This window comes from Hydrogenophaga sp. (assembly GCF_030656115.1).
Taxonomy (GTDB): domain Bacteria; phylum Pseudomonadota; class Gammaproteobacteria; order Burkholderiales; family Burkholderiaceae_C; genus Hydrogenophaga.
In genome coordinates this window covers 53,907-66,624 of the sequence record NZ_JAUSOO010000073.1, presented here as the reverse complement: position 1 = coordinate 66,624, position 12,718 = coordinate 53,907, and the positions used below count along the sequence as shown (strand labels likewise).

Annotated in this window: 15 protein-coding genes and 1 pseudogene; 10 read left to right on the top strand and 6 right to left on the bottom strand. The window is 65.4% G+C overall.

Annotated elements, in window-relative coordinates; genetic code table 11:
• Positions 1–77 precede the first annotated feature (77 nt).
• Complete coding sequence (locus Q7J58_RS10445) at positions 78–953, bottom strand: energy transducer TonB (protein WP_304827237.1); 876 nt, start codon at positions 951–953, stop codon at positions 78–80.
• A 56-nt stretch (positions 954–1,009) separates the two neighbouring features.
• Between Q7J58_RS10445 and Q7J58_RS10440 the strand changes: the two genes are divergently transcribed.
• Positions 1,010–1,669 (top strand): metalloregulator ArsR/SmtB family transcription factor, encoded by a 660-nt coding sequence (locus Q7J58_RS10440; protein WP_304827235.1) that lies wholly within the window; start codon positions 1,010–1,012, stop codon positions 1,667–1,669.
• A gap of 20 nt (positions 1,670–1,689) precedes the next feature.
• The gene (locus tag Q7J58_RS10435) at positions 1,690–2,595 is read left to right on the top strand and encodes a sterol desaturase family protein (protein WP_304827232.1); all 906 of its coding nucleotides are present in this window, start codon (positions 1,690–1,692) and stop codon (positions 2,593–2,595) included.
• Between the two features lie 146 nt (positions 2,596–2,741).
• Here Q7J58_RS10435 and chrA read toward each other — a convergent pair whose 3' ends face one another.
• The 4 genes from chrA to Q7J58_RS10415 all read right to left on the bottom strand — a co-directional run bounded on the left by chrA (position 2,742) and on the right by Q7J58_RS10415 (position 6,828).
• A complete protein-coding gene (chrA, locus tag Q7J58_RS10430; protein ID WP_304827229.1) occupies positions 2,742–4,109 on the bottom strand; it encodes a chromate efflux transporter in 1,368 nt (455 codons plus the stop codon).
• Entirely contained in the window at positions 4,106–5,068 is a 963-nt protein-coding gene (locus Q7J58_RS10425; RefSeq protein WP_304827226.1) for a chromate resistance protein ChrB domain-containing protein, read from the bottom strand. The genes chrA and Q7J58_RS10425 overlap by 4 nt, the downstream gene beginning before the upstream one ends.
• 109 nt (positions 5,069–5,177) lie before the next feature.
• Positions 5,178–6,503 carry an MFS transporter gene (locus Q7J58_RS10420; protein ID WP_304827223.1) on the bottom strand — a complete coding sequence of 442 codons (1,326 nt, stop codon included), beginning with the start codon at positions 6,501–6,503 and terminating at the stop codon, positions 5,178–5,180.
• Between the two features lie 46 nt (positions 6,504–6,549).
• On the bottom strand, positions 6,550–6,828 hold the full coding sequence (locus Q7J58_RS10415; protein ID WP_304827220.1) for a metal-sensing transcriptional repressor: 279 nt from the start codon (positions 6,826–6,828) through the stop codon (positions 6,550–6,552).
• 61 nt (positions 6,829–6,889) lie between these two features.
• Between Q7J58_RS10415 and Q7J58_RS10410 the strand changes: the two genes are divergently transcribed.
• The 7 genes and pseudogenes from Q7J58_RS10410 to Q7J58_RS10380 all read left to right on the top strand — a co-directional run bounded on the left by Q7J58_RS10410 (position 6,890) and on the right by Q7J58_RS10380 (position 10,026).
• The gene (locus Q7J58_RS10410; protein ID WP_304827217.1) at positions 6,890–7,312 is read left to right on the top strand and encodes a hypothetical protein; all 423 of its coding nucleotides are present in this window, start codon (positions 6,890–6,892) and stop codon (positions 7,310–7,312) included.
• A gap of 125 nt (positions 7,313–7,437) precedes the next feature.
• Entirely contained in the window at positions 7,438–8,115 is a 678-nt protein-coding gene (locus tag Q7J58_RS10405; protein ID WP_304827396.1) for a HupE/UreJ family protein, read from the top strand.
• Positions 8,116–8,135: 20 nt separating this feature from the next.
• Positions 8,136–8,654 (top strand): transmembrane anchor protein, encoded by a 519-nt coding sequence (locus Q7J58_RS10400; RefSeq protein WP_304827215.1) that lies wholly within the window; start codon positions 8,136–8,138, stop codon positions 8,652–8,654.
• Positions 8,655–8,663: 9 nt separating this feature from the next.
• Positions 8,664–8,801: a hypothetical protein gene (locus Q7J58_RS10395; protein WP_304827212.1), complete on the top strand. Its 138-nt coding sequence runs from the start codon at positions 8,664–8,666 to the stop codon at positions 8,799–8,801.
• Between the two features lie 57 nt (positions 8,802–8,858).
• Positions 8,859–9,593, top strand: a pseudogene (locus tag Q7J58_RS10390) (hemolysin family protein); the annotation flags it as partial.
• A complete protein-coding gene (locus Q7J58_RS10385; protein WP_304827209.1) occupies positions 9,590–9,748 on the top strand; it encodes a hypothetical protein in 159 nt (52 codons plus the stop codon). The pseudogene Q7J58_RS10390 and the gene Q7J58_RS10385, both read left to right, overlap by 4 nt.
• On the top strand, positions 9,745–10,026 hold the full coding sequence (locus Q7J58_RS10380; protein ID WP_304827206.1) for a hypothetical protein: 282 nt from the start codon (positions 9,745–9,747) through the stop codon (positions 10,024–10,026). Before Q7J58_RS10385 ends, Q7J58_RS10380 begins: the two co-directional genes overlap by 4 nt.
• Positions 10,027–10,050: 24 nt before the next feature.
• On the opposite strand, the gene Q7J58_RS10375 is transcribed toward Q7J58_RS10380, so the two are convergent.
• Positions 10,051–10,983 (bottom strand): LysR family transcriptional regulator, encoded by a 933-nt coding sequence (locus tag Q7J58_RS10375; RefSeq protein WP_304827203.1) that lies wholly within the window; start codon positions 10,981–10,983, stop codon positions 10,051–10,053.
• 155 nt (positions 10,984–11,138) lie between these two features.
• Here Q7J58_RS10375 and Q7J58_RS10370 point away from each other — a divergent pair, with 155 nt between their 5' ends.
• Complete coding sequence (locus tag Q7J58_RS10370; RefSeq protein WP_304827200.1) at positions 11,139–12,677, top strand: NADP-dependent isocitrate dehydrogenase; 1,539 nt, start codon at positions 11,139–11,141, stop codon at positions 12,675–12,677.
• Positions 12,678–12,718 lie beyond the last annotated feature (41 nt).

The following is a 12,718-nucleotide window of genomic DNA, read 5'->3' as shown; positions in this document are numbered from 1 at the left end:
CCCCCATCCCAACCTTCCCCCAGCGGGGGAAGGGGTAAGACACGCCACACCGGACACCCAAGCGGACCGCCGCCTCCTCAGCGCCCCAGCATAGGCGAGGCCCATTGTTTTTGCTGGCGTTCGTCGCTGGCGGCTTCGGCTTCGATGCTGTCTTGGGGCAGCTGTTTGAGGCATTCGGCGTAGGCGATGGGGTCGAGTTTTTCGGTGGGCGGCTCTGCGGTGGCGGCGGTCTGGGGTGAGCGGCCGTCCCACACAAAGCGGTTGCCGTGTTGCGGCGGGTCGGGCTCGCAGTCGTTTTTGTACAGCGGCGGGGTTTCGGTGGTGAAGGCGTCAAACACAATGGTTTTCTCAAACACCAGGGGCTTGCCATTGGGGGTGGGCGGCAGCGGCGGCATGGCCTGCACGGCCTGGCGGGCGCGTTGTTCGACGGCGGGCGAGGTGGTCCACAGGGTGTCGAGCTGGGCGATTTGGCCGCTGGGCGCCACTTCGATGCGAAAGCGCACGGCGCCTTGTTCGGCGCCCTCAAAGGCGGTGCCCATCAGGCTGCGCACGTGTTGACCCCAGTGGTAGCGGTAGCGCTTGCTGTTTTTGAGCGTGTAGGTGGCGGCCTGCGCCCATTCTTGGGCGCTGGGTGCGGGCGGCGCGTCCATGTAAGCCGGGCCGGGCTGGGGTTCGGCGGGCTCGGGGGCGCTGGCGCTGGCGGTGGACAGGTCGGGCGCAACAGGGGCTGGCGGTGGCGCTGGCTCGGGTGGCTCGGGTGGCTCGGGTTTTACCTGGGGCGGTTCGGCGGGTGGGGGTTCAACCAGGTAGACAACGGTGTCTTCGGGCGGCGGCACAGGTTTGCGCAGGGCCGGGTTGGGCGCCAGCATGATCAGCCCGGCTGCGGCCAGGTGCAGCAGCACCGCCAAACCCATGGCCCAGCGCCGGTGCGGTTTTTCGTGCGGGTCAGCCATGGGCGGATGGATGGAACATACATTGACTACAATCTAACGATCATTGGATTGTAGTCATGAACGAACGCACGTTGAAATCGGCTCTGTACGAGCAAGTGGCCCGCATGGGCAAGGCCTTGTCCAGCCCGAAGCGGCTGGAGCTGCTGGAGGTGCTGGCGCAGGGCGAGCAGACCGTGGACGCGCTGGCGCAGCAACTGGGCATTGACATGAAGCTGACCAGCGCGCACCTGAAGGCGCTGCGCGAGGCGCGGCTGGTGGAAGGCCGGCGCGAGGGCAAGTTCGTGGTGTACCGGCTCACGGGGGCCGATGTGGCGGTGCTGGGTGTGCAGTTGCGCGCGGTGGCTGAGGCCCATTTGCTGGAGTTTCAGCGGGCTTTTGCGCAGTTGGTGAACACGCCTGAGCGGCTGACGCCGCTGGACCGCAAGACCTTGATGGCGCAGGCGCGGCGCGGCGAGGTGGTGGTGATTGATGTGCGGCCCGCGCACGAATACGACACGGCCCACCTGCCGCATGCGCGCAGCGTGCCGCTGGACGAGCTGCGCCAGCGCCTGGCCGCCTTGCCCAAAGACCGCGAGATCGTGGCGTATTGCCGGGGGCCTTTTTGCCTGATGTCGGACGAGGCGGTGGCGCTGTTGCGGGCCGAGGGATTCCAGGCGCGCAAGATGCTGGACGGCGTGAGCGAGTGGCAGGCGGCCGGGCTGGCGTTGGCGGTTTGATGAACCTGGGAGAAACCGGTATGGCATTCGAAATCTGGGTGATGGCCAACGAGCCGCTGGTCCGCATCGGTTTTTTTGTGGCGGTGTTTGCACTGGTGGCGCTGTGGGAAACAGCGTCGCCGCGCCGCGCCCTGCTGTTGAGCCGAAAGCAGCGCTGGACGGCCAACCTGGGGCTGGTGCTGCTGAACACGGTGGTGGTTCGATGGGTGTTTCCGGTGGCGGCTGTGGGCATGGCAGCGCTGGCCGCCGAGCGGGGCTGGGGCTTGCTGAACCTGTATGCCGTGCCGTTCTGGCTGGCCGTGCCGCTGGCGGTGGTGGCGATGGATTTTGCGATTTGGCTGCAGCATGTGATGGTGCATGCCGTGCCCGCGCTGTGGCGGTTGCACCGGGTGCACCATGCCGATGTGGACTACGACCTGACCACCGGGGCGCGCTTTCACCCACTGGAGATCGTGCTGTCCATGGGCATCAAGTTCGCGACCATCGCGCTGTTGGGCGCTCCGGTGCTGGCGGTGCTGGTGTTTGAGGTGCTGCTCAGCGCCTGCGCCATGTTCAACCACGGCAACATCCGCCTGCCCGCGCGGGTGGACCGGGTGTTGCGCTGGTTCATGGTGACGCCGGACATGCACCGCGTACACCACTCGGTGGAAGACGACGAAAGCAACAGCAATTTCGGCTTCAACCTGACCTGGTGGGACCGGTTATTCGGCACCTACCGCGAGCAACCGCGCGCGGGGCAACGGGGCATGACCATCGGCATTCGCGACCACACCGACCCGCACGAGGTGGCGCGGCTGCCGGGCCTGCTGAGCTTGCCCTTCAAAGGGCCGATCACCGACTACGCCATCAACCGCCGACCCTACAGCGCGAAGGCGTTGGCAGATGCGCCCGTTTTCAAATCCCAACCCCAACAAGAATCCAAATGAAACGGGTGCGAAACCGCGTACATCCCGACCGACTGCGGCGCGAGGTGTCGGCATCGCCACCGTGGTGGCACGCTGTTGCAGCGGCGGTTCGTCCAAGGCGTGTTTGGCGATGAAGGCATCAAAGCTGCTCAGCTCGCCCACGTGCGTCACCACCACTGGCTGGCCACCAGCCCGGCGACCGCGCAGGCGCTGAGCAAGGGCATCACGCCCACCTGGTAGCGAAACAGCGCCACCGCAGCGCCAGCGGCGATGACGGCCGACACGGTGTCGAAGCGCCCGACAAAGCCCAACGGCCACAGCACGTGGTACGCAAAAAACATCGCCAGATTCAGGATCACGCCCACCACCGCCGCCGTGATGGCCGACAGCGGCGCTGTGAAGCCCAGCTTGCCGTGGGTGGCCTCGACCACCGGGCCACCCGCCAAGATGAACACGAACGACGGCAGGAAGGTGAAAAACGTCACCACCGTGGCGGCCAAGGCACCGCCGAGAAACAGCGCGTCGGGCCCGAGCACTTCTTTGAACCAGCCACCCACGAAGCCCACAAAGGCCACCACCATGATGAGCGGACCGGGGGTGGTCTCGCCCAGCGCCAGGCCGTCGATCATCTGCGGGCCGCTGAGCCACTGGTGGGTCTCGACCGCGCCCTGGTACACGTAGGGCAGCACGGCGTAGGCGCCGCCAAAGGTGAGCAACGCCGCCTTGGTGAAGAACCAGCCCATCAGCGTGAGCGTGCCCTGCAGGCCGTTGACGGCCACCAGCAACGCCATGGCGAGCAGCCACAGGCCCAGGCCGACCGCGAGCACCCTGGCGAGGTGGCTGCGCGAAAAACGGGCGTGGGCCGGCGTGGGCGTGTGATCGTCGATCAGGGCCGGTCCATAGCCCTGTTTGGCGCTGCCATGGCCGCCACCCAGCGCAAACACGGCAGGCCAGCGCTGCGCACCGAAGTGACCGATGAGCGCTGCGACCAGCACGATGGCGGGAAACGGTGTGTCGAACGCAAAAATGGCCACAAAGGACGCGGCGGCGATGCCCCACATCCAGCGGTTCTTCAGCGCCCGCGTGCCGATGCGGTGGGCGGCGTGCAGCACGAGCGCGGTCACGGCCGGCTTGAGCCCGTAGAAGAGCCCGGCCACCAGCGGCACGTCGCCAAAGCGCAGGTAGATCCAGCTCAAGGCGATCAGGATGAACAGCGAGGGCAGCACAAACAGCGCACCGGCCACGATGCCGCCCCAGGTGCGGTGCATCAGCCAGCCGATGTAGATGGCCAGTTGCTGCGCCTCCGGGCCGGGCAGCAGCATGCAGTAATTCAGCGCGTGCAGAAAACGCTGCTCGCTGATCCAGCGGCGGCGCTCCACCAGCTCGGTGTGCATGATCGCAATCTGCCCGGCCGGGCCGCCAAAGCTGATGAAGCCGAGCTTGAGCCAGAAGCGGAAGGCCTCAGCAAAGCTCACTGCGGCGGGGACAGTCTGTGGTTCGGTGCTCGCGGGAGCGGATGGGTTGGTGGTGGTCATGTTGCGGTTCCGGTCAAGGGCGTGGGCGTGGGCGCGGCGTACAAGGCGTCAAACACGGCGGCTGCGGCTGCGGCCAGCGCATCGTCTTGCGCATGCAGTTCGCGCAGCCCACCCAACACGCTTTCCAGCCCGGCGGCTTCCGGTACCGGAATGCCCCCCGCGTCCAGGTAATGCACGGCGCTGGCGATGCGCTGCAACCGGGCGTCTGCATCAAAGCCAAAGGCCGTGATCAACACCTCAAAGGAGACACGCGAGCCCACGTGGGTGAAGCGGGCGCCGTCAAAGTCGAAGCCCAGCGCGCCGCGCGGCGCGGGCGTGGTACCCGCTGGGTCGCTCAGCCAGACAAAGCGGGCCTGCGGGTCGATGAAGCGGCGGATCAGCCAGGCACAGGCGAGCCGGTCCACCCAGGGGCGGGCACGGGTGGCCCAGCGCTTGTCCTGGAACTTGCGCACATCGAGCCGTTCGATGCCGTGGTCCCGTTGGGCCTGGGGTTCGCCGCGCGAGAACCGCGCGTCGAGCGCGAGCCGCAGCGCGTCCATGGCGGACTGCGCCTGCTCTGCGGCGGCGCCGGGATAGTAGTCGACACGGCGCAGCGCTTGCAGCGCCTCGGCCACCGCCCGGCCGCGCCGGCGCGCATCGGTCTCCCCCAGCGTGGGCAGCTCCGCCTGCAGGGCCGTGGCGGTGTCGCGCCACAGCGCATAGGCCTCGGTTCGGTCGAACAGCGCCAGCAACTCATCGCGCTGTGCATCGCTCTGGGGCGACAGCGACAGCACCATGGCCGAGCCGCCGTGCTGCCGCACTTCGGCGGCAAGCGGCTCAAACAGCGCGGCGTGTTCCGCAGGGAGCAGGTAAGCACCGTCGCGCAAGGCGCCGCAGCCCAGCGTCTTGAGCGCACGCCACACGCGCACCCTCACCGCGTTGGGTTGGGTCGGGAGTGTGAGGATCAGGATGGCCAGCATGTGTTGAAATATACGCCACACTTTTAGTTATGTATATTTCAAACAAATGCCCGGGATGTGACCAGGGAGAACGCCCACATGGGGCGTTTACCGCGGACCGCCTTGTGGTTCACCCACCCAGATGGGGCCAGTGGGGATGGTGGTCATCGACCACAAAGGGGTGCGCGTGTCGCACGCCATCGGTTGTGGCCAAGGCACCCTGGATGTGGGCATGACCGATGGGCAGGTCCGGGTGTTCGTGCACGATCACTTCGGGGTCCTGAACGGGCCAGACCCTCGTGGCGATCACGATGGCCAGGGCGCCCGCGCAACCCAGCACCACGAAGGTTGCGGGCATGCCATACCGGGTGCCGAGCCAGCCGGCCAGGGGATAGAACAACAGCCAGCAGGCGTGCGACAGGGCGAACTGCGCGGCAAACAGCGCCGGGCGATCCTCTGGATGCGCGGAGCGCCGCAGCAGGCGCCCGGAGGGTGTCTGGGCGGTGGAGTAACCCAGACCGAGCACGAACCACAAAACCATCAGCGAAGCATGCCCCTGGACCCAGGTGCCCACGAACAGACCCGCGACCATCAAGCCGATGCCGCCGAGCATCGCGCTGCGATCGGGCAGCTGCTCTAGCAGTTTCGGCAGGGCCAGCGCCGCCACCATGGAGCCGGCACCGAAACTGGCCAAAGCCAGCGCCACCGCGCTCTGGGTCAGGCCCCAGCCGGCCTGCACGATGACCACCGTGTTGACAAACACCATGGAGCCCGCCGCGGCCACGGCCGCATTCACGGCCAGCAGTCCGCGCAGCCGGGGTGTGGCCAGGTAGATGCGCAGCCCGCGCGTGGTCCGGTCGTAAATGCCGCGCCGTTGCGGCGCCGGATGCGCCGGCAGGGCCACCGACACCACCAGCGCTGCGGAGGCCAGGAAGCCCACCACCGTGCCCGCGAACAGATCGTGAAAACCGATCACCGTGAGCAAGGCGGCCGCCAGCATCGGGCTGACCAGGCTCTCCATGTCGTACGCCAGGCGCGAGAGCGACAGGGCCTTGGTGTAGTCCTTTTCGTCGGGCAGCACGTCGGGGAGGGTGGCCTGGAAAGTGGGCGTGAAGGCCGCAGACGCCGCCTGCAGCACAAAGATCAGCAGGTACACCTCCCAGATCTGGGAGACGAACGGCAGCAGCAGCGCCACCGCCGCGCGCACCAGGTCCAGCGCGACCAGCAGGGTGCGCCGGGGCAGGCGATCGGCGAAGGCCGCCGCGACCGGTGCCACGCCCACGTAGGCGATCATCTTGATGGCCAGGGCCGTGCCCAGCACCATGCCCGCGTTGTCGCCAGCCAGGTCAAAGGCCAGCAGGCCCAGCGCCACCGTGGCCAGCCCGGTCCCGATCAGGGCGATCACCTGGGCGGCGAACAGATGGCGGTAGGTGCGGTGGGCCAGGATGTCCAGCATGTTGTTCTCGTTTTCGAAGCGCTTGGGTACAGCTTGGGCCAGAGTCTCAGAGGTAGCGTGTGATTTCCCTGAACCCGTCCAGGGAATCGCGCTGCCCGGCGTCCAGCGGCCCCACGAGGTCTTCGAGACAGTGACCCAGGTGGTCCTGGATCAAGGCTTTTTTGGCCTGCTGGATCGCCTTCTCCACCGCCTGCAGTTGCTGGGCCACATCCAGGCAGGTGCGTCCCTGCTCCAGCATGTCGATGGTGCTGTTCAGGTGTCCGCTGGCCCTGCGAAGGCGTTTGATGATGGCGGGGTGGGAGGCATGTGTGTGCGGTTGTGTCATGTTTGTTCGTATCCCCTCAGGGGGGTTACTATAATCGCATCATTTTTGAAACACCCCCCTGATGATCCTCAACCTGTCATGTACCGTGCAACCCAATCGGGCAGCCCTGGGTGTGCGGTGGCTGGTTCTGATGGTGATCCTGTTCGGCACAGTTTTCTCTTCGATCGGGGGCACCAACTCGCATGGCATTGCCGTGATCGCGGCATCGCTGCACGCCACGCCAGCGTCTGTTGACGCACAGAACGAACAGGCACACGGGCATGCGCACGGTGAAGAAGAGGGAGAGGGCGAATGGATGGCGGTGGGTCATGGCACAGCACCCGACCATCCCCACCATGGGGCCGATCATTCGCACGACAAAGCGCATGCCTTGCCCACCGCATGGCTTTCGTTCGCACCGCAGCTTCCCGATTGGACAGGACGGGTGCGACCGTGGATTGAAATGGTTCAGGCATCCCGGCTGGAACGCCCACCCATGGGCTGAGAGATTCCCCGCTCTCGCGCTGCTTTTTGCGGCGCATCCCATTTTTCCAGACCACCGGAGTCTTTATGCACAGCCTTGTTCACGACAGGCTGCCACGTTCGCCATGGGCGAATTGGCAATCCCGTCTGCTTCTACTTTCAGCCTTCGTCATCTGCCTTTTTTTGAGCAGCACAGAAGTCTTTGCCCACGCCGTGACCGAAGGCGACAAGGGCTACATCCAGGAAATTTCGGGCGTCAATTTGTTGCCCTTCATGTACCTGGGCGCCAAACACATGATGACCGGCTACGACCACATCCTGTTCCTGTTCGGCGTGATCTTCTTCCTCTACCGGCTGCAACACATCGCCATCTACGTGAGCCTGTTTGCACTGGGTCACTCCACCACCATGATCCTGGGCGTGTATCTCAACGTCGGGATCAACAGCTACCTGATCGACGCGATCATCGGTCTGTCCGTCGTCTACAAGGCGTTGGACAACATCGGTGCGTTCCAGCGCTGGCTGGGGTTCCAGCCCAACACCAAGGCCGCGACCCTGGTGTTTGGCCTGTTCCACGGCTTTGGTCTGGCGACCAAGATCATCGAGTACGAAATCTCGCCCAACGGCCTGGTGCCCAACCTGCTGGCCTTCAATGTGGGCGTGGAGATCGGGCAGTTGCTGGCCCTGGCCGTCATCCTGATCGGCATGAGCTACTGGCGCCGCACCCGCAGCTTCAGCCGCCACGCCTACACCGCCAACGTCGCCATGATGAGCGCGGGTTTCATTCTGGTGGGCATGCAGCTCACCGGCTATTTCGTGTCTTGAACACCCCAGGAATATTCAACATGTACAACAGCGATACCCCCAACCGCGCCGAACTGCCCTCTTCGAAGCAGCTGGTGCGCTCCACCGTCCTCGCCGCCGTGTCTGCCGTGATTCTTCTTGTGGCCGTCGTGCTCCCGGCCGAATATGGCATCGATCCCACCGGCATCGGCAGAGTCCTGCGCATGACCGACATGGGCGAGATCAAGCAGCAGCTCGCGGCAGAGGCCGCCGCCGATGCCGCCGCCACGCCCACCGCCGTCCCGTCGCCGTCGGTAGATGCACCCACCGGCTTGGCCCCGGCCACTGCCGCACCACCAGCCGCCACAGTTTCTGCACCACCTCCTGTTGCTGTGGTTGCCGCGCCCAAGATCGAATGGCGAGATGAAATTCCCTTCACGCTGACCCCAGGCGAAGGTACGGAAATCAAATTGAAGATGACCGAAGGCGCCAAAGCCCAGTATGCGTGGGTGGTAGAGGGCGGGGAAGTCAATTTCGACACCCACGGTGATGCACCTGGCAAGTCGATCAGCTACGAATAAGGCAGAGGCGTGCCCGCCGACGAGGGTGTGCTGGAAGCAGCGTTCACCGGCAACCACGGCTGGTACTGGCGAAACCGGGGCCAAGCCGACGTGAAGGTGATCCTGCGCACGCGCGGTGACTACACCGACATCAAAAAGGCGATGTGAAGCCAAGGCGCCGCCGTTTTGCTGCAGGTCAGCCAGATCGGCGCCACCGTGCTGGTACACGCCATGGTGCGCAACGTGTTCCGGCTGGACGACCGGCAGATCGGTTCGCTGATGGTGCCGCGCGGCGATGTGGTGTCGCTCGACCTAGAACAGAGCTTTGAGGTGAACATGGCGCGCGTCGAAGCCTCCGACCACGCCCGATTCCCGGTGGTGCGCGGCGACATGCAGGAGGTGGTGGGTGTGGTGAATGCGCGCAAGTGGCTGTCGCAGGCGCTGCGCGGCGGCGAACGCGAACTGACCAGCCAGTCGCTGCAAGATCCGCTGTACGTGCCCGAAACCATCACCGGCATGGAATTGCTGGGCAACTTCCGCCAGTCGGGCGGGCAGATGGCGTTTGTGATCGACGAGTACGGCGAAGTGCAGGGCATCGTGACGCTGCCAGACCTGATCGAAGCCATCACCGGCGAGTTCAGCCCGCGCGACCCCGCCACCTCATGGGCTGTGCAGCGCGACGACGGCTCGTGGCTGCTCGACGGCCACATTCCCGTGCCCGAGCTGAAGGACCGGTTGGACCTGGACGCGGTGCCCGACGAAGAGCGCGGCCGTTACCACACGCTCAGCGGCATGATGATGCTGCTGACGGGCCGCATGCCCAAGGAGGGCGACCACGTCGATTGGGAATCCTGGCGTTTCGAGATCGTGGACATGGATGGCCGGATCATTGACAAAGTGCTGGCCACCCGTCTGGACCCGAATGCACCCGAAAGCACCGACGAGGCCATGACCCCTTGATAACCTGGCCACGCACATGCGCCGCAGCGGCCTTGCTGGCACTGGGCGCCTGCTCAGAAGGCTATTCCGGCAAGGGCGACACCGAAGCCACGGTGGGAAAAAACCCCGACGGTGAAAGCTTCCGGGTGACGATTGCCCACCGGTCCACCCCTTGAAAACGTTCATAGCTCAGCGCTGGCAGGGTCGCATCGGGTGGACCACCCTGTTCTGGCGCGACCTGCTGCTCATCGGCACCAGTCTGAATGTGCTGATGACGGGCACGGCCTTGGCACTGCTCTCGCAAGACGCGCCCATGCATTGGGTGTTGCTGGCGCACCTGTCGCCACTGCCTTACAACCTGCTCATCGTGTCCGCCCTCTGGCGCTCGCCTCGACGGCCTTCGGTGGTGGTGGCTTTCAGTGTGGGCTGGTTGCTGCTGTTCGTGGTGGTCTGAGCGGCGCTTGAACACCGTCGGTGGTCAGTGCGCCAGCACGGGCCTCTGGGCATTTTGCACATAGGCCACCAGCTGTCGGGCGGGCACGGCCAGCGGGGCGTCGCTGCGCCAGACCAGCGACCACTGGCGCTGAATGGGAAAGCCTTCCACCGGCAAACACACCCACGGCGCGCTGGGCGCGTGCCCGGCCTCGACGGTGAGCGCCGACACCACCGCCAACCCCAAGCCCGCGCCCACGGCGTGCTTGATGGCTTCGTTGCTGCCCAGGCTCATGGCCATGCGGGGCGAAAAGCCGTGGTCGGCAAAGTGCTTTTCGGTCACTTGGCGGGTGCCGCTGCCGGCTTCGCGCATGAGCCAACGCTCGGCGCTCAGGCGCTCCAGCGCAATGGGTTGCGTGCTCTGGGCCAGCGGGTGGCTGCGCGGGGCCAGCACCACCAGCGGGTTGTCCAAAAACGGCAGACTTTGCAGCGGCAGTTCGTCGGGCGGCAGCATCATCACGGCCAGATCGTCGGCCTGGCGGTGCAGGCGGGCAATGACGCGGTCGCGGTTTTCGATCGCCAGATCAATGTCCACACCGGGGTGCAGCGCGGCAAACGGCCCCAGCAGGTCGGGCACGAAGTATTCGGCGGTGGTCACGGCGGCAATGCGCAGGCGCCCGCGCAGCAGGCCGCTCAGGTCGGACAGCCGTTCTTCAAAGCGCTGCCAGCAGGCGGCAATGTCGGCCACGGTGCTTTGCAGCGCCTCGCCTGCGGGCGTGAGGCGGATGCCCCGACCCACCGGCTCAAACAGGGGTTCGCCCACCAGCGTGGCGAGTTCGCGCAGTTGCACGCTCACGGTGGGCTGGCTCACATGCAGTTCGCGCGCGGCCTGGGTGACCGACATGAGCCGCGCAGTGGCCTCAAAAGCGCGCAGTTGCTGGGGCGATGTGCGCAGTAAGCGTTTGATGGCGGTGGGCATGGGCGTTGGGACGGAGGTCAGTGCGGCGGCGGTGTTCTGGTCGGCGTGTCAAATTCATAGATTTATACCTATGAATTTTATAAAAACAAAGTATTTTTCTTTATGTGTGTGTTTGCCTACAGTGCGCTCACCTTCAACACACCCCAGGACATGCGATGAAAAACGACACCCCGAAAGACCTGATCACCGACGCTTTGAACGCCACGGGCACCAGCCACCAAGCCGACACCTTGGTGCCGATCACGGTGGCGCACGGCGACGGCATTGGCCCGGAGATCATGGCCGCCACGCTCAAGGTGCTGGCGGCGGCGGGTGCGCGCATTGCGCCCGAGACCATCGACATTGGCGAAAAGCTCTACCAAGCGGGCCACAGCAGCGGCATTGCGCCCGAGTCGTGGGAGAGCCTGCGCCGCACCCAGGTGTTTCTGAAGGCGCCCATCACCACACCCAGCGGCGGCGGCTACAAGAGCCTGAACGTGACCATCCGCAAAACGCTGGGCCTGTACGCGAATGTGCGGCCCTGTGTGAGCTACAGCCCGTTCGTGGCCACCAAGCACCCCAAGCTGAACCTGGTGATCGTGCGCGAGAACGAGGAAGACCTGTACGGCGGCATTGAGCACCGCCAGACCGACGAGGTATTCCAGTGCCTGAAGCTGATCACGCGCCCAGGCTGCGAAAAAATCGTGCGTTACGCGTTTGAATACGCGCGGGCCAACGGGCGCAAGAAGGTCACTTGCATGACCAAAGACAACATCATGAAGCTGACCGATGGCCTGTTTCATCAGGTGTTCGACGAGATTCGCGTGGAATACCCCGAGATAGCAGCGGACCACATGATCATCGACATCGGTGCGGCGCGCCTGGCCACCCGGCCCGAGCTGTTTGATGTGATCGTCACGGCCAACCTGTACGGCGACATCATCAGTGACATCGCCGCCGAGATGACCGGCAGCGTGGGTCTGGCGGGCAGCGCCAACATTGGCGAACACGTGGCGATGTTCGAGGCCATTCACGGCAGCGCGCCCGACATTGCGGGCCAAGGCATTGCCAACCCCAGCGGCCTGCTGCTGGGCGCGGTGATGATGCTGGTGCACATTGGCCAGCCCGAGGTGGCGGCCAAAATTCACAACGCTTGGCTGTGCACGCTGGAAGACGGCGTGTTCACCGCCGACCTGCAACGCGCGGGCAGCGCCAAGGCGGGCCTGCCGCTGCCGTTTGGCAGCATGGACTTTGCCGACGCGATCATCGAGCGCCTGGGCCGTTTGCCCGAGAAGTTCAAGCCGGTGCGCTACCAAGCGCCGGCGCCGCGCGCCGAACAGGCGGCCAAGCCGCTGTATGTGCGCGCGCCCACCGCCAGAAAAGCGCTGGTGGGGGTGGATGTGTTTGTGCACCAGTCGGCTCTGAGCGCCGACGATCTGGCGGTGCAGCTCAAGGCCAGCGACACCGCCGCGCTGCAACTGCAAATGATCACCAACCGGGGCGTGAAGGTGTGGCCGGGCGGTTTCCCCGAAACTTTCTGCACCGACCACTGGCGCTGCCGCTTCGCAGCGGGCACCGACAGCGGCGAGGTGGCGCAGCGCGACATCGTCCACTTGCTGGGTGCGCTGACCGACGCCGGGGTGGACGTGATCAAGACCGAAAACCTCTGCACCTTCGACGGCGTGAAGGGCTTCGCCCTGGGCCAGGGGCAGTGAGCCGCTGAGCGCAGCCCCAGTGCCGCAAGGCCAGGGGTGAA